The following is a 24,192-nucleotide window of genomic DNA, read 5'->3' on the forward strand; positions in this document are numbered from 1 at the left end:
TATCGTTGTAGGAGCGGGTTTACCCGCGAAGAGGCCTTGTGCCTCACATCCTACCCAAGCTCAGGTTGCAGTTCCGCGTCACGCACCAGCCTTTCCAGCCCGGCAAGGTCCGGCACCCGCGCCACCTGCTCGCCCACCTGCACCGCCGCCAGCTCCAGGCGCCCCAGCGCCACGTCCACATAGTTCAGCTGGCTGTCGAGCTTGCACGAGCGCGGAATGTCCTGCAGCAGCAGCGCCAGGTAACGCAGGCCGGTATCGCCCAGGGCATTGAGCACCACCACCCGAGCCCGCTCGCCACAAGGCGTCTCACCCCCGCAAGCCGCCTCGAAGCCGATCAGTGGCAGGCGCTGCTGGCGCCAGTCGATCCAGCCCAGGTGCCAGGCCGGCTCACCGTGCTGGCACACCAGGTTGCGCTGGCCGCTCAACTCGGCCACCGCCACGTTGGGCAACACCAGGGTGCGGTCGCCCAACGGCAGCAACAACCCGGTCAGGCTGCTGCGCTGGCCGGCAATCAGTTCAAGCATGGGTCTGGCTCCAGTGGGCAATGCTCTGCAACAGCAGCGATTCCTGGTACGGCTTGCCCAGGTATTCGTTGACGCCGATGGCCATGGCACGGTCGCGGTGCTTTTGCCCGGTGCGCGAGGTGATCATGATGATCGGCAGGTCTTTCAGGCGCTCGTCACGGCGGATGCGTGTGGCCACCTCGAAGCCGTCCATGCGTGGCATCTCGATGTCCAGCAACAGTACGTCGGGGCGGTGCTCTTCCAGCTGGGCCATGGCATCGACCCCGTCCTTGGCCGTCAGCACGCTCATGCCGTGGCGCTCCAGCAGGCGGCTGGTGACTTTGCGCACGGTTACCGAGTCGTCCACCACCATCACCAGCAGCGCGCGCCGTGGCGCCGGGCCGAGCAGCTGGCGCTGGGTGCCGCCACCGGGCAAACGGGCCAGGCGCCGCTGCTGGCCGCGCAACTGGCCAAGCAAGTCGAGAATCAGCACCACCCGGCCATCGCCCAGCAGCGTCGCTCCCGACAGCCCTGCAACCGCTGCAAACTGCGGCCCCAGGCTCTTCACCACGATCTCGCGGCTGGGCGACAGGCTGTCGGCCTGGATCGCGAACGATTGCTCCTTGGCATGCACCAGCAGCACCGGCAGCGGCACACTCTGCCCCAGCAACGCGGGGCGCGGCAGGCCCTGCAGCAGCTCACCCAGGTAGCGCAGCTGGTATTCGTGGCCGCCGTAGACATAGCGCGGCGTGTCCAGCTGATAGCACGCCGCCAGCTCTGCCGGCGGCACGCGGACGATGCCCTCGATGGTGTTGAGCGGAATGGCGTACTGCTCTTCGCCCAGGTGCACCATCAAGGCACGGTTGATCGACACGGTGAACGGCAGGCGAATCAGGAAACGCGCGCCTTTGCCCTGGGCCGACTCGATGCTCATCGAGCCACCCAGCTGCTTGACCTCCTCGTGCACCACATCCATCCCCAGGCCGCGCCCGGAAATCTGGGTGATCTTTTCGGCGGTGGAAAAGCCCGGGCGCAGGATGAACTGCAGGATCTCGTGATCGCTCAAGTGCGCCTGCGGGTCCAGCAGGCCGCGCTTGATGGCCTTGCGCCGTACCGCTTCCAGTGGCACGCCGGCACCGTCGTCGGTCATTTCAATGACGATGTCGGCACCTTCGTGCAGCAAATTCAGGTGAATGGTGCCCTGCTCCGGCTTGCCGGCAGCCAGGCGCATTTCGCGGCTTTCCAGGCCATGGTCGACGGCGTTGCGCAGCATGTGCTCCAGCGGCGCCACCATGCGCTCCAGTACGCTGCGGTCCAGTTCGCCTTCGGCGTTGCCGACCACCAGCTCCACCTGCTTGCCCAGCTCGCTGGCCACCTGCCGTACCACGCGCTGCAAGCGTGGCACCAGGCGCTCGAACGGCACCATCAGGGTGGCGGTCAGGCCTTCCTGCAACTGGCTGTTCACCCGCGCCTGTTGCTGCAGCAGGCTGTAGGCCTCCTGGGCGCGCTGGGCCAGGGTTTCCTTGAGGTCGAGCAGGTCCGAGGCGGACTCGAACAACGCCCGCGACAGTTGCTGCAGCTGGGAGTGACGGTCCATTTCCAGCGGGTCGAAGTCGTCATAGGCATCGCCTTCGAACTGCTGACGGCTGGAAATCCGCCCCTGGGTCTCGATGTCCAGGCGCAGCAACTGGTCGCGCATGCGCTCAAGCGTGGTTTCCATCTCGTTGAGGGTGAACTGCGCATCGTTGACTTGTTGCTCGATACGCCCACGGATGATCGAGTGCTCACCGGCCAGGTTGCCCAGGTCGTCGAGCAACTCGGCATCGACCTTGACCATGTCACCCGGCGCCCGCTCCGGCGCCGCTGCCGGTACTTCGGCAGCCGCCGCTTCGACCGGCCCCTGGCCCGCAGCACTGTCGGTCAGCGCCGCGCTGCTGAAGTTGCGGATATAGTCGATGAGTGCCGTGGCGGCATGCAGCGGTTGCCCCAGGCGCACGGCATCAAGCATGTGCGCCAGGCGGTCGTGGCAGTTCTGCAGCAGGGCAAACAGTGGCGCGCTGGGCGGTAAGCGGCCGGCGGCCAGCAGTTCGTAGAGAAACTCCAGTTCGTGGGCCAGGTCGCCGATCGGGGCAATTTCGACCATGCGCGCCACGCCCTTGAGCGTGTGCAAGTCGCGCATCAGGTTGTCCACCTCGACACTGCTGCGCGGGTCGGCCTGCCAGCGCGCCAGGGCAGCGGCGGCGCTCTCGACGATGTCCGAGCTTTCTTCCAGAAACACTTCCAGCAGCTCTTCGCCAGGGCTTTCCGGTTCTTCAACCTGTGTTTCTGCCACATCCGGCAGCGACGGGTTGCCGGGGAGCCCCAGGCCCAGGGTATCGGCCAGGTCCATGTCCGGGTGCAGCGGTGTGACCGTGTCGATGCCCACCAGGCCGGTGGCATCTGCGGCCAACGCCTGGCCCAACAGGTTGCGCAGGCTGTCGACCAGCGCCTGCCGCGGCGCAATGTCCTGCCCGGCCGCCACCTCGTCGAGCATGTCCAGCAACGCTTCATGGGCCCGCTGCGCATAGGCGAAGAAACGCGCATTGGCGGGTAGGCTGCCCTCCTCCACGGCGCCGTACAGGTCAAGCAAGGCCTCGCACACGTCATCCATCTGCCACAGCTCGGCCAGGTGCGCAGCGTGGCCCAGGGTGGTCAGCTGGTCGAGCAGGCTGTCCAACGCATCGCGCTGGCCGGGCTGTTGCTGCCAGCCCAGCAGCATCGTCTCGGCATCGAGCAGAATGTCCATGGCCTGGGCCAGGAAGCTGGCGACCAGCTGCGGGTCACGCTTGCTGCGCCGCGCATGCTGCGGGTCGTCATGCAAGCTGGCCAGGCGCCCATCCACGGCCTGGCCGACCTGCTCGATCAACTCTGCGGCACCGGGGATGGCCGCCAGCGGCGCACTGTCGAGTTGCGCCAGGCCCAGGTGGAACAGCGAGCGCGCGGCTTCCAGCCACTCGACTTCGGCCATTTGCAGGGGCAACTGATGCCCTTTGTATTCACGGGCCAGGCGGTCAAACGCGGTGGCCAGTTCGGCAACCGGCATCACCCCGGCCATGGCGGCACTGCCTTTGAGTGTATGCAGGGCACGCTGCAGGCCATCGCTCACTGGCGTGTCGTGGCCGTCGGCGCCCTGCAGGAACGCGTCGAGGCTGGCCAGGTGACCCTGCGCCTCACTGCGGAAAATATCCAGTAGCTGCGGGTCGAGGCCATCGATATCGGCAGGCGCCGGGGCATCGTTTTCGGCCAAGGCGTGCAGGTGCCCGGCCAGTTGCTCGATCTCAGTCAGTTGCGGCAACTGGCCGGCGGCAAAGTCGGCCAGCAGGTCGGGCAGATGGACGAACACCTGCTGCAGGGCCACCACGCCTTCCGGGCTGAGCACGCTGCGGCCCTCAAGCACCCGGTTCAGCAAGTGCTCGGCGCCCCAGGCCAGTTCGGCCACCGCCTCGGCATGCACCATGCGGCCACTGCCTTTGAGCGTATGCAGTGCCCGCCGTACTTCGCCCAGCGCCTCGCGCTGCTGGTTGTCGGCCCGCCAGCGCAGCCAGTGGCGCTCGATTTCAGGCAGCAGCTCGCCGGCTTCTTCGAGGAACACTTCGCGCAGTTCGTCATCGATGCCATCGCCACTGCCGTCCACAATGGCACTGGTTTCGACCAACGCGCAGTGCACGCCCAGCGCCACCAGGCTGGCTCGCGCCATGTCGATAAACGGCTGGCCATCCGCCAGCGGGTCGGCCACCCGCCACTGCAGGTAGCATTCGGCGGCGCTCAGCGCCTCGGCCAAGTGCGCCAGCTCGTCGGCTGGTGGCTCCACCTCCAGGTGCTGCAGCCAGCGCTGCACATAGCCGGCGCAACCGGCAAACAGCTCAGCCACCGCCGGCAACATCAACATGGCCAATGCCCCGCGAACCTGCTGCAACAGCCCCGGCAAAGGCTGCAGGCGTTGCCGGGGCCAGCCGGATTCCAGGCAATCGCCGATCAGGTCCTTGGCCTGCTGCAGCACGTTCAGCGACTCGTTCAGTACCAGTTGGCGTATCTCGGCCAAGTCCGAACCCGGCAGGCCGCCCTGGCCGTTTTCTTCCAGCGGGCCGACCATGCCGTTAAGGCTGGCCTCCACGTACAGCAGGGCACCCGCCACATCCATCAACACCGCGTCGTCCACTGCCCGCTCGCCCTGGGCCAGGGCCTGCAGGGCCAGCACCTGGTCGATGATCACCCGGCGTGGTTGCTGGAAGCCCAGCACCGCCAGGGTGTCGGCCACATGGCGCAGAGGCGCCAGCAGGGCATCGAGCTGCTCGCTGTGCTGGCGGTCGCCGCGCACGAACTGGTCCAGGCGCTCCTTGATGCGCATCAGGTCGTCGCACAGCGCGCTCACCACCGAGCGCAAGGCATCGCGGCCCGGCCCGGCCTGCAGCTGCTCGCGCCAGTTGCCCAGCGACAGGTCGAGGTTGGCCAGGTCGTCGGAGCCGGCAAAGCGCTGCGCGGCGCCACTGATCAGGCTGGCCTGGGCCAGCGGCTCCTCGCCACGGCAGGCGCGCAGCTGGTTGAGCAGCGGCAGCATCACCAGCGGCAAGTCGTGGCGGGCACCGCGCAAGCGCTCCAGGTACGAGGGCAACTGCTCCAGGCCGCGGAACAACGCGCCCAGGCAATCACCGCGGGGGCTGACCTGGCCGTCGGCCAAGGCCCTGGCGAACAGTTCCAGCTCCTCGGCCAGGCGCGTGGCACCACGCAATTCGAGCATGCGCAGGCAGCCGTGTACCTGATGCAGGTTGTCGACCACGAAGGCCAGCATCGACAGGTCGCCCGGTTCGCCAGCAAAGCGCTCCAGTGCCTGGCGCGCCTGGCCCAGGCAGTCGAGGATGGCGGCTTTTGTCCAGGCCAGTGCCACCGTGTCGTGGCGCTCGGGGCTTACAGCAGATAAAGCCATGGGCACTCCTCAGCACGGCGCTTCAATTGGGCTCTGCAGGTGTCGGCAGGGTGAAACCGGACACCGATCGGCGCATCTCGCTGGCCATGCGGGCCAGGTGGCGGATGCTGTCGGCGGTGGCACCGGAGCCGGCGGAGGTCTGCGCGGTAATCTGCTGGATCACAGCCATGGTGTGGGAGATTTGCCCGGCCGACGAGGTTTGCAACTGGGCGGCGTCGGAGATGCTGTGGATAAGATCGGCCAGGTTCTGCGATACCCCTTCGATCTCGGCCAGCGCCACCCCGGCATCCTGGGCCAGGCGCGCACCGCGCACCACTTCGGCGGTGGTCTGCTCCATCGAGATCACCGCCTCGTTGGTATCAGCCTGGATGGTGCGCACCAGCGCCTCGATCTGGCGAGTAGCCGACGACGAGCGTTCGGCCAGGCGCTGCACCTCGTCAGCGACCACGGCAAAGCCTCGGCCGGCTTCACCGGCCAGCGAGGCCTGGATCGCCGCGTTCAGTGCGAGGATGTTGGTCTGATCGGCAATGTCGTCGATCAGGCTGACGATGTCGCCGATTTCCTGGGACGACTCACCCAAGCGCTTGATCCGCTTGGCGGTGTCCTGGATCTGCTCGCGAATGTTGTCCATGCCATTGATGGTGTTGTGCACCACCTCGTTGCCCTTGTTGGCGATGGCCACCGAACGCTCGGCCACCTTGGCCGACTCGTAGGCATGCGCCGACACCCGGTCGATCGACTCGACCATGTCGCCAACCGCCTCGGAGGCCTCGCTGATCTGCGCGGCCTGGTGTTCGGAGGCCTTGGCCAGCTGGCGTGCGGTGTTCTGCGTGTCCTGCACGGCGGCGGCAACCTGCACCGCGCTGTGGTTGATGGTAGCGACCAGGTCGCGCAATTGGTCCACGGAATAGTTGATCGAGTCGGCTATGGCGCCGGTAAAGTCTTCGGTCACCGACACAGTCACAGTCAGGTCGCCGTCGGCCAGCTCTTCGATTTCGTCGAGCAGGCGCATGATCGCCTGCTGGTTGCGTTCGTTCTTTTCTGCGGTTTCGCGCAACTGGCGGTTGGTGGTGCGGACCATGATCAGGCCGATGAGGATGATCGAGGCCAGCGCCAGCAGGCCCAGGGCATAACCGCCAACGGTATCCAGGGTGCGCCCGCCGGCCAGGTTCTCGAAGCCGTTGGCCAGGTGCGAAGCTTCGTCGAGCAGGGTTTGCGACAGGCTGAAGATGTTGCCCGCCGCTTCGCGCACACGGAACAGTTCGGGCGAGGTTTCGAGGATTTCGTCCACCGAGCCAGCGACGAACTGGAACAGCTCGGCGATTTCAGCCAGGCGCGCGCGGGCGTCGGCGTCCTCGACGCGGGTCACCTGGATCGCCGCATTGCCACTGAGCATGCCCTCCAACACCTGGCCAAAGCGTCCGGCATCGCGGCCAAAGGCGTCGGCCGCCTGGGCTGCGGTGTCGTCACCGGCCAGCACGGTATTGACCGAACCGAGGATGCGCTCGGCCAACAGCAACTGGCGCTGGGCCACTGCCACCTGGTTGGCCGGGGCACCGCTCTGCAGCAGGATTTCGACCACTTTCTCGTATTCCACCTGCAACTGCGGCACGGTCTCGGCCAAGGTCGCCGCCACCTGGTGCAGCGACAGCACGGTCTGCTCGCTGGCCAGGATGGTGTCGGTGTTCTTGCGCAGGTTTTCCCAGTCGCGGCGTACCGCTTCCATCTCGTCTCGCACCGTAGCCGGTGCAGGCGGCAGGCCGGTGGACTTGTCACCTTCGCGCAGGTAGCCCCAGCGCCGCTCGAAATCGTTGCGTGCATCCGACAGTAGCTTGAAGGCCAGGGCCTTGCCGGTGGCCGCTTCGGTGGCGTTCTTGGCGATACGCTGCGACAGCACACGCAGTTCGCCGGCATGGCCGATGTACTGCTTGTCGTAGTTGGACTGGGTGTTCAGGTAGGCAAAGTTGGCGAACAGCAGGATGATCGACAGGATCAGGATCAGGAACAGCACGGTGATCTGCGCGATGCTGCGGGTACGTGGGGTCACGGTAGTTGCAGTGACGGGGGTGGCAGGCTTGTTCACGTTCGCAGGTCCTATAACGCCACATCGAGAAAGCCCGGCGCCTGGGCCAGGGCGAAGGGGCTGAAGATCGCCCAGTTGCGTTCACGCGGGAAATGCCCCTGCACAAAGGCTGCAGCGGCGCGGATCAACGGCTGTGGCGGCGACAGCTGCAGGCTGTCCAGGGCAAAGTGCTGCAGGCCAAGTACCTCGTCCACCAGCAGGCCAACGAACAAGTCGTCGTGGTCCAGCACCAGCACCCGCCGCTGCTTGCCCGGGGCTGCGTGGCCAAGGCCAAAGAAGCTGCTCAGGTCCATCACCGGCAATAGCCGGCCACGCAGGTTGGCCACCCCGCATACCCACGGCTGTACACCAGGAACGCGGCTGCTGCGCGGTTCGCGCAGCACCTCGGCCACCTCGCCCATGGGCGCGACAAACCACTGCCCGGCAATGCGAAAACCGATGCCGCTCCACTGTTGCAGGCGGTTGTCCTGCGGTGGCTGGTCGGCGACCAGCAGGCGGCAGCGCCGGTCGATGTCCAGCAACAACTCGAAGGCGGTCAGCGACGCGCCCTGCGGGCGGGTGGTCAAGCCCCCAGCACTTCTTTGAGCTTGGCGATGAGCGCGTCTTCTTCCACCGGTTTGGTCAGGAAGTCACGGGCGCCCTGGCGCGTGGCCCAGATACGGTCGGTTTCCTGGTCCTTGGTGGTGACCACGATCACCGGGATGGCGCTGGTTTCCGGGTCCTTGCTGAGCTGGCGGGTGGCCTGGAAACCGTTCATGCCGGGCATGACGATATCCATCAGCACCGCATCGGGCTTGTCCTGCCGGGCCAGGGCCACGCCATCGGCACCGTTGCTGGCCTTGAGCACCTGGTAGCCGTGCTTTTCCAGCCATTCGGTCAATCGGTACATCTCTGTCGGCGAGTCGTCGACAATCAGAACTCGGGCCATGCTGGTTCCCCATCAGGAAAGAAAGACCGCGCCATGGCGGGGCGTGGTCAGGGTGCGTGTTGTTGGGTTGCGGCAAAACCGGGCACGTGGGCGCGGATCGCGTCGAGCAGTTCTTCCTTGCTGAACGGTTTGGTCAGGAACTGATCGGAACCGACCACCCGGCCGCGGGCCTTGTCGAACAGGCCGTCACGCGACGAAAGCAGGATCACTGGGGTGTCCTTGAAGGCACTGTTGTGCTTGATCACGGCGCAGGTCTGGTAGCCGTCCAGGCGCGGCATCAGCACGTCGACGAAAATGATGCTGGGCTGGTGGTCGACGATCTTGGCCAAGGCATCGAAGCCATCGCTGGCGGTGATTACCTCGCAGCCCGCTTCACCGAGCAACATCTGCGCGGTGCGGCGGATCGTGCGCGAATCGTCGATCACCATCACCTTCAGGGGTTGTTCCATCACTTGGGCTACCGTCGCTGTTTGTGCCGAAATCGTGGGGCCGCTGCGCGGCCCTTTCGCGGCACGAGGCCGCTCCCACAAAGATCGCGCGCCCTTTCGGGCCTGTTGTGGAGCCTTGTGACTGGCATTTTTAGCACACTCCGGGTGGCCGTTCCATCTGCGCCGCCCCTTGACCAGCGGCGTTCACAGCGCCACCCTGAGCCACTTTTCTTTCGATCCATCGCGGCCACGCGCCGCCAAGAGGAACCACCCCATGAGCGTTCGCCTCGGCATTGTCATGGACCCCATCGCGTCCATCTCCTACAAGAAGGACAGCTCGCTGGCCATGCTGCTGGCCGCCCAGGCACGTGGCTGGAGCCTGTTCTACATGGAGCAGCGCGACCTGTACCAGGGCGAAGGCAAGGCCCGTGCGCGCATGCGCCCGCTGAAAGTGTTCGCCGACCCGGCCCGCTGGTTCGAGCTGGGCGAGGAGCAGGACAGCACCCTGGCCGAGCTGGATGTGATCCTGATGCGCAAGGACCCGCCGTTCGACATGGAGTTCGTCTATAGCACCTACCTGCTGGAGCAGGCCGAGAACGACGGTGTGCTGGTGGTCAACCGCCCGCAAAGCCTGCGTGACTGCAACGAAAAACTGTTTGCCACGCTGTTCCCGCAGTGCACGCCGCCGACACTGGTCAGCCGTCGCCCGGACATTATCCGCGAGTTCGCGGCCCAGCATGGCGATGTGATCCTCAAGCCGCTGGACGGCATGGGTGGCACCTCGATCTTCCGCCACCGGGCGGGCGACCCCAACCTGTCGGTAATCCTCGAAACCCTGACCGCGCTGGGTGCCCAGCAGATCATGGCGCAGGCCTACCTACCGGCGATCAAGGACGGCGACAAGCGCATCCTGATGATCGATGGCGAGCCGGTCGACTACTGCCTGGCGCGCATCCCGGCCAGCGGCGAAACGCGCGGCAACCTGGCGGCCGGCGGCCGAGGCGAAGCGCGCCCGCTGAGCGAGCGTGACCGCTGGATCGCCGCCCAGGTCGGCCCGACCCTGCGCGAAAAGGGCCTGCTGTTCGTTGGCCTGGACGTGATCGGCGACTACCTCACCGAAATCAACGTCACCAGCCCCACCTGCATTCGCGAAATCGACAACGCCTACAACACCGATATCGGCGGCAAGTTGATGGACGCCATTGATCGCAAGCTGAAGGCGCGCTGACCGGCAACGCGCGGCGCAATACCAGAGTGGGGTATGATGCGGGTCCTTATTACCTGACCCGCTGCCCCGCCCTGCGGTTGCTGGATACCTGATGACGCTGCCCGCTGACATCCCCGCCGACCTGCTGCCGCCCCGTGTTCGCCCGGTAGACCGGCTTGGTTTCACCCTGTTCCTGGCTGCCCTTGTGCACCTGGCGCTGATCCTTGGCGTCGGCTTCAGCGTGGTCAAGCCTGCCGAAATCCGCCACACCATGGACATCACCCTGGCCACCTTCAAGAGCGAGAAACCGCCCGAGAAGGCCGACTTCCAGGCCCAGGACAACCAGCAGGGCAGCGGCACCCTGGACAAGAAAGCGGTGCCCAAGACCACTGAGCTGGCGCCGTTCCAGGACAGCAAGATCAACAAGATCACCCCACCGCCTGCGGCCAAGCCAGAGGTGGTACCGCCCCCTACCCCGCAAAAATCAGCGGTGGCGACCACTGCGCCCAAGCCGCAGAAGGTCGAGCCCAAGCCCAAGGAAAGCAAGGCGCAGCCAAAGCCAGCGACACCGGCACCGGACTTTGACAGCTCGCAGCTGTCCAGCCAGATCGCCAGCCTGGAGGCAGAGCTGTCCAACGAACAGCAGATGTACGCCAAGCGCCCGCGTATCCACCGCCTGAACGCCGCTTCGACCATGCGCGACAAGGGTGCCTGGTACAAGGAAGAGTGGCGCAAGAAGGTCGAGCGGGTGGGTAACCTGAACTACCCCGACGATGCGCGTCGGCAACAGATTTACGGCAACTTGCGCATGATGGTGTCGATCAACCGCGATGGTTCGCTGTATGAAGTGCTGGTGCTGGAATCGTCCGGGCAGCCGGTGCTGGACCAGGCGGCGCAGCGCATCGTGCGGCTGGCGGCGCCGTTTGCGCCATTTACCGGCGATCTGGCCGAGTTTGACCGACTGGAGATAATCCGCACCTGGCGCTTTGCCCGTGGGGACCGCCTGTCCAGTAATTGATCTGCGACATTACGCGGTCCCTGTAGGAGCGGGTTTACCCGCGAATGCGTCCGATCAGGCACTGATATCGCCTGGTCGGACGCATTCGCGGGTAAACCCGCTCCTACAAGGGATCGCGCAAGCCTCGTTGCGCACCTTGTCAGCCTCGCCACCTGGCGCCACACTATCCCCCATGAAAACCCTCACGCCGAGCTACCTCAAGCATCAGTTCCTGATCGCCATGCCGCACATGGCCGATCCGAACTTCGCCCAGACCCTCACGTACATCGTCGAGCACAACGCCCATGGCGCCATGGGCCTGGTGGTGAACCGGCCGCAAGAGCTGAACCTGGCCGACATCCTCGAGCAGTTGCGCCCGGACGAAATGCCGCCGGCCAGCACCTTGCAGGTGCCGATCTACCAGGGTGGCCCGGTACAGACCGACCGCGGCTTCGTGCTGCATAGCAGCGAATGCAGCTTCCAGGCCACCGTGGCACTGGAAGGGCTGTCGCTGACCACTTCGCAGGATATCCTGCTGGCCATTGCTGCCGGGGTCGGCCCGAAACAGAGCCTGATCACCTTGGGCTACGCCGGCTGGGAAGCGGGCCAACTGGAAGAGGAACTTGCCGACAACGCCTGGCTCAACTGCCCGTTCGACCCGGAAATCATCTTCGGCAAGGCCAGCGACTTGCGCCTGGAGGCCGCTGCCGCCAGCCTGGGCATCAACCTGCACCTGCTGACCAGCCAGGCGGGCCACGCCTGATGTCAGAATTACGCCTACTGCTGGGTTTCGACTACGGCAGCAAACAGATCGGCGTGGCCGTTGGCCAGGTGATCACCGGCCAGGCCCGCGAACTGTGCACCCTGAAGGCGCAGAACGGCGTGCCGGACTGGGCCCAGGTAGAAAAACTGATTGCCGAATGGAAGCCCGACGCCATCGTCGTCGGCCTGCCGCTGAACATGGACGGTACGCCCAGCGAAATGAGCGCCCGCGCCGAAAAGTTCGCCCGCCGCCTGAACGGCCGCTTCAACCTGCCCGTGCACACCCACGACGAGCGCCTGACTACCTTCGAAGCCAAAGGCGAGCGCCTGGCCCGTGGCGGCCAGCGCGGCAGCTACCGCGACAACCCGGTCGATGCCATCGCCGCCGCCTTGTTGCTACAAGGCTGGCTGGAGGCCAACACCTGATCATCTTTGCCGCCGGGTACGCCCGGCGCACCCCTCCGAGGAGCCCGCAATGAGCCTACCCAATCCCGCCGAGCTGATCCGGCAGATGGCTGTCGACCTTCGTGCCCACCTGGCCCGCCGCAACATCAGCGAGCCGCGCTACATCGGGATCCGTACTGGCGGTGTCTGGGTTGCCCAGGCCCTGCAGGAAGCCATGGGCGACAGCAGCCCCATGGGCACCCTGGACGTTTCTTTCTACCGCGACGACTTCAGCCAGAACGGCCTGCACCCGCAGGTGCGCCCGTCCGAGCTGCCGTTCGAAGTCGAAGGCCAGCACCTGGTGCTGGTGGATGACGTGCTGATGAGCGGCCGCACCGTCCGTGCCGCACTCAACGAACTGTTCGATTATGGCCGCCCGGCCAGCGTCACCCTGGTCTGCCTGCTGGACCTGGATGCCGGCGAACTGCCAATTCGCCCGAGTGTGCTCGGTGCCACCCTGTCGCTGGCGGCCCATGAACGGGTAAAATTGACCGGACCCGCACCGCTCGCCCTCGAGCGCCAGGACCTCGCCTCCGCTTCCGCCCTTTAAGAGTCCCCTCGCGATGACGCCAATCGACGCCAAGCGCCCGCTGCAGCTCAATGATCAGGGCCAGCTGCGCCACTTCCTCTCGCTCGACGGTTTGCCCCGCGAACTGCTCACCGAGATCCTCGACACCGCCGACTCCTTCCTGGAAGTTGGTGCCCGGGCCGTGAAAAAAGTCCCTTTGCTGCGCGGCAAGACCGTGTGCAACGTGTTCTTCGAGAACTCGACCCGTACCCGTACCACCTTCGAACTGGCGGCCCAGCGCCTGTCGGCCGACGTGATCAGCCTGAACGTGTCGACTTCCTCGACCAGCAAGGGCGAAACCCTGTTCGATACCCTGCGCAACCTGGAAGCCATGGCCGCCGACATGTTCGTCGTGCGCCACTCCGACTCGGGCGCTGCGCACTTCATCGCCGAACACGTATGCCCGGACGTTGCCGTGATCAACGGCGGTGACGGCCGCCATGCGCACCCGACCCAGGGCATGCTCGACATGCTCACCATCCGCCGCCACAAGGGCAGCTTCGAAAACCTGTCGGTGGCCATCGTCGGCGACATCCTGCACTCGCGCGTGGCCCGTTCCGACATGCTCGCGCTGAAGGCACTGGGTTGCCCGGACATTCGCGTGATCGGCCCGAAAACCCTGATTCCGATCGGCATCGAGCAGTATGGCGTGAAGGTCTACACCGACCTCGCCGAAGGCCTGAAAGACGTCGACGTAGTGATCATGCTGCGCCTGCAGCGTGAGCGCATGGCTGGCGGCCTGCTGCCCAGCGAAGGCGAATTCTACCGCCTGTTCGGCCTGACCACCGCGCGCCTGGCCGGGGCCAAGCCCGATGCCATCGTCATGCACCCTGGCCCGATCAACCGCGGCGTGGAAATCGAGTCGGCGGTGGCCGACGGCAAGCACTCGGTGATCCTCAACCAGGTCACCTACGGCATCGCCGTGCGCATGGCCGTGCTGTCCATGGCCATGAGCGGGCAGAACGCGCAACGTCAATTCGACCAGGAGAACGCCCAGTGACCATCAGTATTCTCGGCGCCCGGGTCATCGACCCCAACAGCGGCCTGGACCAGGTCACCGACCTGCACCTGGACGGCGGCCGCATTGCCGCGATCGGCGCCGCCCCGGCCGGATTCAGCGCCAGCCGCACGATCCAGGCTGCTGGCCTGGTCGCCGCGCCCGGCCTGGTCGACCTTGGCGTATCCCTGCGCGAGCCGGGCTACAGCCGCAAAGGCAATATCGCCAGTGAAACCCGCGCCGCCGTGGCCGGCGGTGTCACCAGCCTGTGCTGCCCGCCGCAGACCAAGCCGGTGCTGGACACCTCGGCAGTGGCCGAGCTGATCCTCGACCGCGCCCGCGAGGCCGCCAACAGCAAGGTGTACCCGATCGGCGCCCTGACCAAGGGCCTGGAAGGCGAGCAACTGGCCGAACTGGTTGCCCTGCGTGACACCGGCTGCGTGGCCTTTGGCAACGGCTTGAAGGAAATCCCCAACAACCGTACCCTGGCCCGCGCCCTGGAGTACGCCGCCACCTTCGACCTGACCGTGGTGTTCCACTCCCAGGACCGCGACCTGGCCCAGGGTGGCCTGGCCCACGAAGGTGCCATGGCCAGCTTTCTCGGCCTGCCGGGCATCCCGGAAAGCGCCGAGACCGTAGCCCTGGCGCGCAACCTGCTGCTGGTGGAACAGTCTGGCGTGCGTGCACACTTCAGCCAGATCACCAGTGCCCGTGGCGCGCGGCTGATCGCCCAGGCCCAGCAACTCGGCCTGCCAGTGACCGCCGATGTGGCGCTTTACCAGCTGATTCTCACCGACGAGTCGCTGCGCGAGTTCTCCAGCCTGTACCACGTGCAGCCGCCGCTGCGCACCGCCGCTGACCGTGACGGCCTGCGCGAGGCGGTGAAGTCGGGGGTGATCCAGGCGATTTCCAGCCACCACCAGCCGCACGAGCGCGACGCCAAGCTGGCTCCGTTCGGCGCTACCGAACCGGGCATCAGCAGCGTCGAGTTGCTGCTGCCGCTGGCCATGACCCTGGCGCAGGACGGCCTGCTCGACCTGCCAACCTTGCTGGCCCGCCTGAGCAGCGGCCCGGCAGCCGCCCTGCGCCTGCCGGCCGGTGAGCTGAAGGTGAGTGGCGCGGCCGACCTGGTGCTGTTCGACCCGCAAGCCTCGACCGTTGCCGGCGAGCAGTGGTTCTCGCGTGGCGAGAACTGCCCGTTCATCGGCCACTGCCTGCCGAGCGCGGTGCGTTATACCTTGGTCGATGGGCATGTTTGCCACGAGGCCTGACAAAACGCGCACCTGCTTTGTGTAGGAGCGGCCTTGTGCCGCAATCGGGCCGCGCAGCGGCCCCAGGATTTCTGCATCATGCATGAATTGCTGGGGCCGCTTTGCGGCCCTTTCGCGACACAAGGCCGCTCCTACAACGACCGCGCTTGGTTTACAGAGCGAGCCGACCATTCATCCCCCACGGTTGAAATCCTTCCCCCCACCCCCATATGAGTCTGCATCAGGCACTTTCGCCCCGCTGCGTGGAGACTCTCCCCTTGACCACCATCGTTTCTGTCCGCCGTAACGGCAAAGTCGTCATGGGTGGCGACGGCCAGGTATCCCTCGGCAACACCGTGATGAAAGGCAACGCCAAGAAGGTGCGCCGCCTGTACCACGGCCAGGTCATCGCCGGTTTCGCCGGTGCCACCGCCGACGCCTTCACCCTGTTCGAGCGCTTTGAAGGGCAGCTGGAAAAACACCAGGGCCACCTGGTGCGCGCCGCCGTCGAGCTGGCCAAGGAATGGCGTACCGACCGTTCCCTGAGCCGCCTGGAAGCCATGCTGGCCGTGGCCAACAAGGACGCTTCCCTGATCATCACCGGCAACGGTGACGTGGTCGAACCCGAAGACGGCCTGATCGCCATGGGTTCCGGCGGCGCCTACGCCCAGGCCGCAGCCCGCGCCCTGCTGAACAAGACCGACCTCTCGGCCCGTGAAATCGCCGAGACCGCCCTGAACATCGCCGGCGACATCTGCGTATTCACCAACCACAACCTGACCATCGAGGAGCAGGACCTGGCCGACTGATTCAGCTGTTCTGGCGCCCCTTCCCGGTGACGGGGCTTTTCCACGCTGACTCATCTGCCCAAGGACCCTATTGATCATGTCCATGACCCCCCGCGAGATCGTCCACGAACTCAACCGCCACATCATCGGCCAGGACGACGCCAAGCGCGCCGTGGCCATTGCCCTGCGCAACCGCTGGCGGCGCATGCAGCTCCCGGCTGAGCTGCGTGCCGAAGTAACCCCGAAGAACATCCTGATGATCGGCCCTACCGGTGTCGGCAAGACCGAAATCGCCCGTCGCCTGGCCAAGCTGGCCAACGCGCCGTTCCTCAAGGTTGAAGCCACCAAGTTCACCGAAGTGGGCTATGTGGGCCGCGATGTCGAGTCGATCATCCGTGACCTGGCCGATGCCGCACTGAAGATGCTGCGCGAGCAGGAAATCATCCGCGTGCGCCACCGCGCCGAAGACGCCGCCGAAGACCGCATCCTCGATGCCCTGCTGCCACAGGCGCGCGTAACCAGCTTCAGCGAGGAAGCCGCGCAGACCAGCAGCGATTCCAACACTCGCCAGCTGTTCCGCAAGCGCCTGCGCGAAGGCCAGCTGGACGACAAGGAAATCGAGATCGAAGTGGCCGATGCCGTCGGTGTGGAAATTGCCGCACCGCCTGGCATGGAAGAAATGACCAACCAGCTGCAGAGCCTGTTTGCCAACATGGGCAAGGGCAAGCGCAAGGCGCGCAAGCTGAAGGTGAAAGAAGCGCTGAAGATGGTTCGTGATGAAGAAGCGAGCCGCCTGGTCAACGAGGAAGAGCTCAAGGCCAAGGCCCTGGAAGCGGTTGAACAGCACGGCATCGTGTTCATCGACGAAATCGACAAGGTTGCCAAGCGCGGCAACGTTGGCGGCGCCGACGTGTCCCGTGAAGGCGTGCAACGCGACCTGCTGCCGCTGATCGAAGGCTGCACCGTCAACACCAAGCTGGGCATGGTCAAGACCGACCACATCCTGTTCATTGCCTCGGGTGCGTTCCACCTGAGCAAGCCAAGCGACCTGGTGCCTGAGCTGCAAGGCCGCCTGCCGATTCGCGTGGAGCTGAAGGCACTGACCCCGGAAGACTTCGAGCGCATCCTGCAAGAGCCGCACGCGTCGCTGACCGAGCAGTACCAGGCGTTGCTGAAGACCGAAGGCCTGAACATCGCGTTCCATGCCGACGGCATCAAGCGCCTGGCCGAGATTGCCTACCAGGTCAACGAAAAAACCGAGAACATCGGTGCCCGCCGCCTGCACACCCTGCTTGAGCGTTTGCTCGAAGAAGTGTCGTTCAGTGCCGGTGACCTGGCCAGCACCCATGACGAAGCGCCGATCCAGATCGACGCGGCGTATGTGAACAGCCACCTGGGTGAGCTGGCGCAGAACGAAGACCTGTCGCGTTACATCCTGTAAGACTGGTTTCACCTTCTTCGCGGGTAAACCCGCTCCCACAGGGGCAGCACATACCTAGAGATTGTGCTGAACACTGTGGGAGCGGGTTTACCCGCGAAAGGGCCCTTGAATCCCTCCACCATAAGCTGGAAGCTGTGCTTCATCAGCTCCCGAGAGATTCTGCCCATGGCCCGCCTGCCCACCGCCATCAACCTGCACAAAGCCTCGAAAACCCTCAGCCTCACCTACGCCCCCGGCGAGGTCTACACCCTGCCCGCCGAATTCCTGCGCGTGCACTCTCCCTCCGCCGAGGTCCAGGGCCACGGCAACCCCATCCTGCAGTTCGGCAAGATCAACGTCGGCATCAAAGGCCTGGAACCTGCCGGCCAGTACGCACTGAAACTGACCTTCGACGACGGCCATGACAGCGGCCTGTTCACCTGGGAATACCTTGAGCAGCTGTGCCTGCGCCAGGAACAGCTGTGGGCCGAGTACCTCGACGAACTGCACAAGGCCGGAAAGTCCCGCGACCCAGCCGAGTCGGTAGTGAAATTCATGCTCTAGCGCAACGCCCGCAAGGTTTAGAGCGCATTTTCTAGTTTCATCTGTTTGAATGACCTACAGACAGCCCAGTGACGGGCTGTCTTGCGCATTACATGAAAGTCGGGTAACCAATGGGGGGTGGCAAGTTCCCTGCATCACTTTGCAGGTAGTCAGCCCTTCGCAGCACCGCTGTTCCTTATCACTGGTCACCCGAGTAGCAGTACCGGGCTCAGAACTGTGCACACGCCACAGCAACCGGTACTCGTCTCAGGACAACGGAGCGTCGTAGATGAGTAACAAGAACAACGATGAGCTGCAGCGGCAGGCCTCGGAAAACACCCTGGGGCTGAACCCGGTCATCGGTATTCGCCGCAAGGACCTGTTGAGCTCGGCACGCACCGTGCTGCGCCAGGCCGTGCGCCAACCGCTGCACAGCGCCAAACATGTGGCCCACTTCGGCCTGGAGCTGAAGAACGTGCTGCTGGGCAAGTCCAGCCTTGCCCCAGAAAGCGACGACCGTCGCTTCAATGACCCAGCCTGGAGCAACAACCCGCTGTACCGCCGCTACCTGCAAACCTACCTGGCCTGGCGCAAGGAGCTGCAGGACTGGATCGGTGACAGCGACCTGTCGCCCCAGGACATCAGCCGCGGCCAGTTCGTCATCAACCTGATGACCGAGGCCATGGCGCCGACCAATACCCTGTCCAACCCGGCAGCAGTCAAACGCTTCTTCGAAACGGGCGGCAAGAGCCTGCTCGACGGCCTGTCCAACCTGGCCAAGGATCTGGTCAACAATGGCGGCATGCCCAGTCAGGTGAACATGGACGCCTTCGAGGTGGGCAAGAACCTGGGTACCAGCGAAGGTGCCGTGGTGTATCGCAACGATGTGCTGGAGCTGATCCAGTACAGCCCCATCACCGAGCAGGTGCATGCCCGCCCGCTGCTGGTGGTGCCGCCGCAGATCAACAAATTCTACGTGTTCGACCTGAGCCCGGAAAAAAGCCTGGCGCGCTTCTGCCTGCGCTCGCAGCAACAGACCTTCATCATCAGTTGGCGCAACCCGACCAAGGCCCAGCGCGAGTGGGGCTTGTCCACCTACATCGACGCCCTCAAGGAAGCCGTCGACGCGGTGCTGGCGATTACCGGCAGCAAGGACCTGAACATGCTCGGTGCCTGCTCCGGCGGCATCACCTGCACCGCGCTGGTGGGCCACTATGCCGCCCTCGGCGAAAACAAGGTCAATGCCCTGACCCTGCTGGTGAGTGTGCTGGACACCACCATGGACAACCAGGTCGCATTGTTCGTCGACGAGCAAACCCTGGAGGCCGCCAAGCGCCACTCCTACCAGGCCGGCGTGCTCGAAGGCAGCGAGATGGCCAAGGTGTTCGCCTGGATGCGCCCCAACGACCTGATCTGGAACTACTGGGTCAACAACTACCTGCTCGGTAACGAGCCGCCAGTGTTCGACATCCTGTTCTGGAACAACGACACCACGCGCCTGCCGGCCGCCTTCCACGGCGACCTGATCGAAATGTTCAAGAGCAACCCGTTGACCCGCCCAGAAGCCCTGGAAGTGAGCGGTACCGCAATCGACCTGAAGCAGGTCAAGTGCGACATCTACAGCCTCGCCGGCACCAACGACCACATCACCCCATGGCAGTCGTGCTACCGCTCGGCGCACCTGTTTGGCGGCAAGATCGAGTTCGTGCTGTCCAACAGCGGCCACATCCAGAGCATCCTCAACCCACCGGGCAACCCGAAGGCACGCTTCATGACCGGTGCCGACCGCCCGGGTGACCCGGTGGCCTGGCAGGAAAACGCCACCAAGCACGCCGACTCCTGGTGGCTGCACTGGCAGAACTGGCTGGGCGAACGTTCCGGTGAACTGAAAAAGGCCCCGACCCGCCTGGGCAACCGTGCCTATGCCGCCGGCGAAGCCTCCCCGGGCACCTACGTTCACGAGCGTTGAGTTGCAGCGCCGTGGCCACCTGCGGGGGGCCACGGTGTTTACTTCACCCAAGAGTCACGCGCATGCCGCAACCCTATATCTTCAGGACCGTCGAGCTGGACAACCAGTCCATCCGCACCGCCGTCCGCCCAGGCAAGCCGCACCTGACGCCGTTGCTGATTTTCAACGGCATCGGCGCCAACCTGGAGCTGGTGTTTCCGTTCATCGAAGCACTGGACCCGGACCTGGAAGTCATTGCCTTCGACGTGCCCGGGGTCGGTGGTTCATCCACGCCGCGCCACCCGTACCGTTTCCCCGGGTTGGCCAAACTGACGGCACGGATGCTCGACTACCTCGACTACGGCCAGGTCAATGCCATCGGCGTGTCGTGGGGCGGTGCGCTGGCCCAGCAGTTTGCCCACGACTACCCCGAGCGCTGCAAGAAGCTGGTGCTGGCCGCCACCGCCGCTGGCGCGGTGATGGTGCCAGGCAAGCCCAAGGTACTGTGGATGATGGCCAGCCCCCGGCGTTACGTGCAGCCATCGCATGTCATCCGCATTGCGCCGATGATTTATGGCGGCGGCTTCCGGCGTGACCCGGACCTGGCCATGCAACATGCCGCCAAGGTGCGCTCAGGCGGCAAGATGGGCTACTACTGGCAGTTGTTTGCCGGGCTTGGCTGGACCAGCATCCACTGGCTGCACAAGATCCAGCAGCCCACCCTGGTGCTGGCCGGCGACGACGACCCGCTGATCCCGCTGATCAACATGCGCCTGCTGGCCTGGCGGATTCCCAATGCCCAGCTACATATTATCGACGACGGCCATTTGTTCCTGATTACCCGGGCCGAGGCCGTCGCCCCGATCATCATGAAGTTCCTGCATCAAGAACGTCAGCGCGCAGTCATGCACCCCCGCCCGGCATCGGGCGTGTGAACGCGCCGCAAAACCCTGTGGGAGCGGGTTTACCCGCGAAACATGCGACGCGGTGCATGGCACCGGCTTCGCCGGTGTTCGCGGGTGAACCCGCTCCCACAAGGTCCTTGCTAAGTCAGTGAGTATGTTTAGTCATGAGGCACCAGGTCAGGACGAGGGAGTGTTGCCATGAAAGACAAACCGGCCAAAGGAACGACAACGCTCCCCGCCACCAGTATGAACGTGCAGAACGCCATCCTCGGCCTGCGCGGTCGCGACCTGATTTCCACGTTGCGCAATGTCGGCCGCCACGGCCTGCGCAACCCGCTGCACACCGCGCGCCACCTGCTGGCCCTGAGCGGCCAGCTGGGCCGGGTGATGCTCGGTGACACGCCGTACCAGCCACACCCACGCGACGCGCGCTTCAACGACCCGACATGGAGCCATAACCCGTTCTACCGTCGCAGCCTGCAGGCCTACCTGGCCTGGCAGAAACAGACCCGCCTGTGGATTGAAGAAAGTCACCTCGACGGCGATGACCGAGCCCGCGCACACTTTCTGTTCAACCTGATCAACGACGCCCTGGCGCCGAGCAACTCACTGCTCAACCCGCTGGCCGTCAAGGAACTGTTCAACACCGGCGGGCAGAGCCTGGTACGCGGCGTGGCCCACCTGCTCGACGACCTGCGCCACAACGAAGGCCTGCCACGCCAAGTAGACGAGCGCGCCTTCGAAGTGGGCGGCAACCTCGCCGCCACCCCCGGCGCGGTGGTGTTTCGCAACGACCTGCTGGAGCTGATCCAGTACCAGCCGATGAGCGAGAAGCAGCACGCCCGCCCACTGCTGGTGGTGCCGCCGCAAATCAACAAGTACTACATCTTCGACCTCAGCTCGACCAACAGCTACGTCCAGTACATGCTCAAGAACGGCCTGCAAGTGTTCATGGTCAGCTGGCGCAACCCCGACCCGCGCCACCGCGAATGGGGCCTGTCCAGCTATGTGCAGGCCCTGGAAGAAGCGCTCAACGCCTGCCGCAGCATCAGCGGCAACCGCGACCCCAACCTGATGGGGGCCTGTGCCGGTGGGCTGACCATGGCGGCGCTGCAGGGCCACCTGCAAGCCAAGCACCAGCTGCGCCGGGTGCGTAGCGCCACCTACCTGGTAAGCCTGCTGGACAGCAAGTTCGAAAGCCCGGCCAGCCTGTTCGCCGACGAGCAGACCATCGAAGCGGCCAAGCGCCGCTCTTACCAGCGCGGCGTGCTGGACGGCGCCGAGGTGGCGCGGATTTTCGCCTGGATGCGGCCCAACGACCTGATCTGGAACTACTGGGTCAACAACTACCTGCTGGGCAAGACGCCCCCGGCCTTCGACATCCTGTACTGGAACGCCGACAGCACGCGCCTGCCCGCCGCACTGCATGGCGACCTGCTGGACTTCTTCAAGCTCAACCCGCTGACCCACCCGGCCGGCCTGGAAGTGTGCGGCACCCCCATCGACCTGCAGAAGGTCGACCTCGACAGCTTCACCGTGGCCGGCAGCAACGACCACATCACCCCGTGGGACGCGGTGTACCGCTCGGCCTTGCTGCTGGGTGGCGACCGGCGCTTCGTACTGGCCAACAGCGGGCATATCCAGAGCATCATCAACCCGCCCGGCAACCCCAAGGCCTACTACCTGGCCAACCCCAAGCTGACCGGCGACCCGCGCGCCTGGTTCTACGATGCCCAGCGCAACGAGGGCAGCTGGTGGCCATTGTGGCTGGAGTGGATCACCCCACGTTCCGGCCCGCTCAAGGCGCCGCGTACCGAACTGGGCAATGCCACCTACCCACCGCTGGGCCCCGCGCCAGGCACCTATGTCCTGACCCGATGAGCAAGCCGACTGGATGAAGACCCGCGACCGTATCCTTGAATGCGCCCTGCAACTGTTCAACCAGCAGGGCGAGCCGAACGTTTCCACCCTGGAGATTGCCAACGAACTGGGCATCAGCCCGGGCAACCTGTACTACCACTTCCATGGCAAGGAGCCGTTGGTGCTCGGCCTGTTCGATCGCTTCGAAGAAGCGCTGATGCCCTTGCTCGACCCGCCCCTGGAGGTGCGCCTGGACGCCGAGGATTACTGGTTGTTCCTGCACCTGATCGTCGAGCGCATGGCGCAGTACCGCTTCCTGTTCCAGGACCTGTCGAACCTGACCGGCCGGCTACCCAAGCTGGCGCGGGGCATGCGCAGCCTGATCAATGCGCTCAAGCGCACACTGGCGGCGTTGTTGGCCAGCCTCAAGGGCCAGGGCTTGGTGGAGAGTGAGACCCAGGCACTGGGGCAGCTGGTGGAGCAGATCACCCTGACGCTGATGTTCTCGCTGGATTACCAGCGGGTGCTAGGGCGCGACGGGGATGTAGGGATTGTGGTTTATCAGGTGATGATGCTGGTGGCGCCGCATCTGCAGCCCCAGGCGCGGGCGGCGGCGGAGCAGTTGGCGGTGCGCTACCTGGAGGGGTAGGTCTGTTGGGGATGTTTTGCTGCGGCCGACGCATTCGCGGGTGAACCCGCTCCCACAGGGACCAGGCTGAGCTCACAAGCGGCGCAGTACCTGTGGGAGTCACAGGTAAAGCGCCGACTGTAAGATCGGCGCCGTCCCTGTGGGAGCGGGTTTACCCGCGAAGAAGGCGACGCGGTATCAGATCAGGGTACCGGTGCCAGTGGGTGCCGACGGCGTGTTGCTGACCGGAGCGGCAGCAGGTGTTGACGGTGCTGCAGTAGCGGCCGGAGCGGCGCTAGCCACTGGCGCTGCCGGCTTGGCTTCTGCCGGTTTGGCCGGTGCTTTCTTCACTGCTGGTTTCCTGGCTGCCGCTGGTTTGGCTGCTGCCGGTTTCGCCGCTGGCTTGGCTGCCGCAGGTTTCGCTGCTGCAGGTTTGGCAGCAGGTTTCGCCGCCGCAGTTTTAGCCGCAGGCTTGGCCGCTGCTGCCTTGTCCAGTGGCTTGGCCGCTGCCTTGCTCGCAGCCGGCTTGGCAGCAGCAGTGCGCGACGAGATCGGCGTAACCGAAGCACCGGTCAGTTTCTCGATCTGCTTGGTCAGGCTATCCACCTGCTGGTGCAGGGCCTTGATCTCGTTGCGGCTTGGCACGCCAAGGCGCGAGATGGCGCTGTTCAGGCGCTTGTCGAAAGCCTCTTCGAGTTCGCTCCACTTGCCCAGCGCACGGTCCTTGACCCCGGACACGCGCGAAGTGGTCGACGACTTGGCGGTTTCCGCCACGTCTTCAGCGGTCTTCTTCGCCTGCTTCTCGGCCTTCTCGCCATCCTTCACCAGCGAGTCGAACAGCTTCGGGCCGTCCTGGTCGATCTTCGAATAGATACCCAGCCCTGCCAGCCAGATCTTGCGGGAGTATTTTTCGATCCCGCCGACCCAGGAGCTGCCTTCTTTGTCGGAATTCTTCTTGCCAGCCATCCTG

The 24,192-nt window shown here is 65.0% G+C and carries 21 protein-coding genes; 14 read left to right on the plus strand and 7 right to left on the minus strand.

Annotated features, from left to right (window positions below; genetic code table 11):
- Positions 1 to 50 precede the first annotated feature (50 nt).
- Genes ACIP1G_RS00225 through ACIP1G_RS00250 form a run of 6 tightly spaced genes read right to left on the minus strand, consistent with a single transcriptional unit; the run spans position 51 to position 8,926 of the window.
- Positions 51 to 524, minus strand: a complete 474-nt coding sequence (locus tag ACIP1G_RS00225) for a chemotaxis protein CheW (protein WP_198750407.1) — start codon at positions 522 to 524, stop codon at positions 51 to 53.
- A complete protein-coding gene (locus ACIP1G_RS00230) occupies positions 517 to 5,466 on the minus strand; it encodes an Hpt domain-containing protein (protein WP_400732462.1) in 4,950 nt (1,649 codons plus the stop codon). Before ACIP1G_RS00230 ends, ACIP1G_RS00225 begins: the two co-directional genes overlap by 8 nt.
- Before the next feature lie 22 nt (positions 5,467 to 5,488).
- Positions 5,489 to 7,513 carry a methyl-accepting chemotaxis protein gene (locus tag ACIP1G_RS00235; RefSeq protein ID WP_400733110.1) on the minus strand — a complete coding sequence of 675 codons (2,025 nt, stop codon included), beginning with the start codon at positions 7,511 to 7,513 and terminating at the stop codon, positions 5,489 to 5,491.
- A 47-nt stretch (positions 7,514 to 7,560) separates the two neighbouring features.
- Positions 7,561 to 8,115 (minus strand): chemotaxis protein CheW, encoded by a 555-nt coding sequence (locus ACIP1G_RS00240; RefSeq protein ID WP_400732464.1) that lies wholly within the window; start codon positions 8,113 to 8,115, stop codon positions 7,561 to 7,563.
- Positions 8,112 to 8,477 (minus strand): twitching motility response regulator PilH, encoded by a 366-nt coding sequence (gene pilH, locus ACIP1G_RS00245; protein ID WP_012274551.1) that lies wholly within the window; start codon positions 8,475 to 8,477, stop codon positions 8,112 to 8,114. The genes ACIP1G_RS00240 and pilH overlap by 4 nt, the downstream gene beginning before the upstream one ends.
- A gap of 47 nt (positions 8,478 to 8,524) precedes the next feature.
- Complete coding sequence (locus ACIP1G_RS00250; protein WP_170033184.1) at positions 8,525 to 8,926, minus strand: PleD family two-component system response regulator; 402 nt, start codon at positions 8,924 to 8,926, stop codon at positions 8,525 to 8,527.
- A 253-nt stretch (positions 8,927 to 9,179) separates the two neighbouring features.
- Here ACIP1G_RS00250 and gshB point away from each other — a divergent pair, with 253 nt between their 5' ends.
- From gshB to ACIP1G_RS00320, 14 genes are all read left to right on the plus strand, one after another.
- A complete protein-coding gene (gene gshB / locus ACIP1G_RS00255; protein WP_400732468.1) occupies positions 9,180 to 10,133 on the plus strand; it encodes a glutathione synthase in 954 nt (317 codons plus the stop codon).
- Positions 10,134 to 10,224: 91 nt separating this feature from the next.
- Positions 10,225 to 11,130: a TonB family protein gene (locus ACIP1G_RS00260; RefSeq protein WP_400732471.1), complete on the plus strand. Its 906-nt coding sequence runs from the start codon at positions 10,225 to 10,227 to the stop codon at positions 11,128 to 11,130.
- A gap of 172 nt (positions 11,131 to 11,302) precedes the next feature.
- Positions 11,303 to 11,872: a YqgE/AlgH family protein gene (locus ACIP1G_RS00265; protein WP_400732474.1), complete on the plus strand. Its 570-nt coding sequence runs from the start codon at positions 11,303 to 11,305 to the stop codon at positions 11,870 to 11,872.
- Positions 11,872 to 12,297 carry a Holliday junction resolvase RuvX gene (gene ruvX / locus ACIP1G_RS00270; RefSeq protein WP_400732476.1) on the plus strand — a complete coding sequence of 142 codons (426 nt, stop codon included), beginning with the start codon at positions 11,872 to 11,874 and terminating at the stop codon, positions 12,295 to 12,297. Before ACIP1G_RS00265 ends, ruvX begins: the two co-directional genes overlap by 1 nt.
- Positions 12,298 to 12,346: 49 nt before the next feature.
- On the plus strand, positions 12,347 to 12,865 hold the full coding sequence (pyrR, locus tag ACIP1G_RS00275) for a bifunctional pyr operon transcriptional regulator/uracil phosphoribosyltransferase PyrR (protein ID WP_400732479.1): 519 nt from the start codon (positions 12,347 to 12,349) through the stop codon (positions 12,863 to 12,865).
- A gap of 13 nt (positions 12,866 to 12,878) precedes the next feature.
- Entirely contained in the window at positions 12,879 to 13,883 is a 1,005-nt protein-coding gene (locus tag ACIP1G_RS00280; RefSeq protein ID WP_008099987.1) for an aspartate carbamoyltransferase catalytic subunit, read from the plus strand.
- Positions 13,880 to 15,151 (plus strand): dihydroorotase, encoded by a 1,272-nt coding sequence (locus ACIP1G_RS00285; protein ID WP_400732482.1) that lies wholly within the window; start codon positions 13,880 to 13,882, stop codon positions 15,149 to 15,151. The genes ACIP1G_RS00280 and ACIP1G_RS00285 overlap by 4 nt, the downstream gene beginning before the upstream one ends.
- Before the next feature lie 257 nt (positions 15,152 to 15,408).
- Positions 15,409 to 15,939, plus strand: coding sequence for an ATP-dependent protease subunit HslV (hslV, locus tag ACIP1G_RS00290; RefSeq protein WP_003249309.1), 531 nt, complete (start codon positions 15,409 to 15,411; stop codon positions 15,937 to 15,939).
- 76 nt (positions 15,940 to 16,015) lie between these two features.
- Complete coding sequence (gene hslU / locus ACIP1G_RS00295; protein WP_400732484.1) at positions 16,016 to 17,359, plus strand: ATP-dependent protease ATPase subunit HslU; 1,344 nt, start codon at positions 16,016 to 16,018, stop codon at positions 17,357 to 17,359.
- Between the two features lie 165 nt (positions 17,360 to 17,524).
- Positions 17,525 to 17,902: a gamma-butyrobetaine hydroxylase-like domain-containing protein gene (locus ACIP1G_RS00300; protein ID WP_400732487.1), complete on the plus strand. Its 378-nt coding sequence runs from the start codon at positions 17,525 to 17,527 to the stop codon at positions 17,900 to 17,902.
- 268 nt (positions 17,903 to 18,170) lie between these two features.
- The gene (gene phaC / locus ACIP1G_RS00305) at positions 18,171 to 19,850 is read left to right on the plus strand and encodes a class II poly(R)-hydroxyalkanoic acid synthase (protein WP_400732489.1); all 1,680 of its coding nucleotides are present in this window, start codon (positions 18,171 to 18,173) and stop codon (positions 19,848 to 19,850) included.
- Between the two features lie 62 nt (positions 19,851 to 19,912).
- A complete protein-coding gene (gene phaZ / locus ACIP1G_RS00310; protein ID WP_400732491.1) occupies positions 19,913 to 20,764 on the plus strand; it encodes a poly(3-hydroxyalkanoate) depolymerase in 852 nt (283 codons plus the stop codon).
- Between the two features lie 168 nt (positions 20,765 to 20,932).
- The gene (gene phaC, locus ACIP1G_RS00315; RefSeq protein WP_400732494.1) at positions 20,933 to 22,615 is read left to right on the plus strand and encodes a class II poly(R)-hydroxyalkanoic acid synthase; all 1,683 of its coding nucleotides are present in this window, start codon (positions 20,933 to 20,935) and stop codon (positions 22,613 to 22,615) included.
- Positions 22,616 to 22,628: 13 nt separating this feature from the next.
- Entirely contained in the window at positions 22,629 to 23,243 is a 615-nt protein-coding gene (locus tag ACIP1G_RS00320) for a TetR/AcrR family transcriptional regulator (RefSeq protein ID WP_400732497.1), read from the plus strand.
- A 177-nt stretch (positions 23,244 to 23,420) separates the two neighbouring features.
- Here the strand turns inward: ACIP1G_RS00320 and ACIP1G_RS00325 are convergent, their stop codons facing one another.
- Positions 23,421 to 24,188, minus strand: coding sequence for a phasin family protein (locus ACIP1G_RS00325; protein ID WP_400732500.1), 768 nt, complete (start codon positions 24,186 to 24,188; stop codon positions 23,421 to 23,423).
- Positions 24,189 to 24,192 lie beyond the last annotated feature (4 nt).

The sequence above is a fragment of the Pseudomonas sp. NPDC089392 genome (assembly GCF_044749595.1).
GTDB lineage: Bacteria > Pseudomonadota > Gammaproteobacteria > Pseudomonadales > Pseudomonadaceae > Aquipseudomonas.

Coding starts and splice junctions, on each gene's coding strand:
- ACIP1G_RS00225 (WP_198750407.1), bottom strand. CDS start 524: ATGCTTGAACTGATTGCCGGCCAGCGCAGCAGCCTGACCGGGTTGTTG.
- phaZ (WP_400732491.1), top strand. CDS start 19,913: ATGCCGCAACCCTATATCTTCAGGACCGTCGAGCTGGACAACCAGTCC.
- ruvX (WP_400732476.1), top strand. CDS start 11,872: ATGTCAGAATTACGCCTACTGCTGGGTTTCGACTACGGCAGCAAACAG.
- phaC (WP_400732489.1), top strand. CDS start 18,171: ATGAGTAACAAGAACAACGATGAGCTGCAGCGGCAGGCCTCGGAAAAC.
- ACIP1G_RS00260 (WP_400732471.1), top strand. CDS start 10,225: ATGACGCTGCCCGCTGACATCCCCGCCGACCTGCTGCCGCCCCGTGTT.
- pilH (WP_012274551.1), bottom strand. CDS start 8,477: ATGGCCCGAGTTCTGATTGTCGACGACTCGCCGACAGAGATGTACCGA.
- ACIP1G_RS00250 (WP_170033184.1), bottom strand. CDS start 8,926: ATGGAACAACCCCTGAAGGTGATGGTGATCGACGATTCGCGCACGATC.
- ACIP1G_RS00325 (WP_400732500.1), bottom strand. CDS start 24,188: ATGGCTGGCAAGAAGAATTCCGACAAAGAAGGCAGCTCCTGGGTCGGC.
- phaC (WP_400732494.1), top strand. CDS start 20,933: ATGAAAGACAAACCGGCCAAAGGAACGACAACGCTCCCCGCCACCAGT.
- ACIP1G_RS00265 (WP_400732474.1), top strand. CDS start 11,303: ATGAAAACCCTCACGCCGAGCTACCTCAAGCATCAGTTCCTGATCGCC.
- ACIP1G_RS00300 (WP_400732487.1), top strand. CDS start 17,525: ATGGCCCGCCTGCCCACCGCCATCAACCTGCACAAAGCCTCGAAAACC.
- gshB (WP_400732468.1), top strand. CDS start 9,180: ATGAGCGTTCGCCTCGGCATTGTCATGGACCCCATCGCGTCCATCTCC.
- pyrR (WP_400732479.1), top strand. CDS start 12,347: ATGAGCCTACCCAATCCCGCCGAGCTGATCCGGCAGATGGCTGTCGAC.
- ACIP1G_RS00230 (WP_400732462.1), bottom strand. CDS start 5,466: ATGGCTTTATCTGCTGTAAGCCCCGAGCGCCACGACACGGTGGCACTG.
- ACIP1G_RS00320 (WP_400732497.1), top strand. CDS start 22,629: ATGAAGACCCGCGACCGTATCCTTGAATGCGCCCTGCAACTGTTCAAC.
- ACIP1G_RS00280 (WP_008099987.1), top strand. CDS start 12,879: ATGACGCCAATCGACGCCAAGCGCCCGCTGCAGCTCAATGATCAGGGC.
- hslU (WP_400732484.1), top strand. CDS start 16,016: ATGTCCATGACCCCCCGCGAGATCGTCCACGAACTCAACCGCCACATC.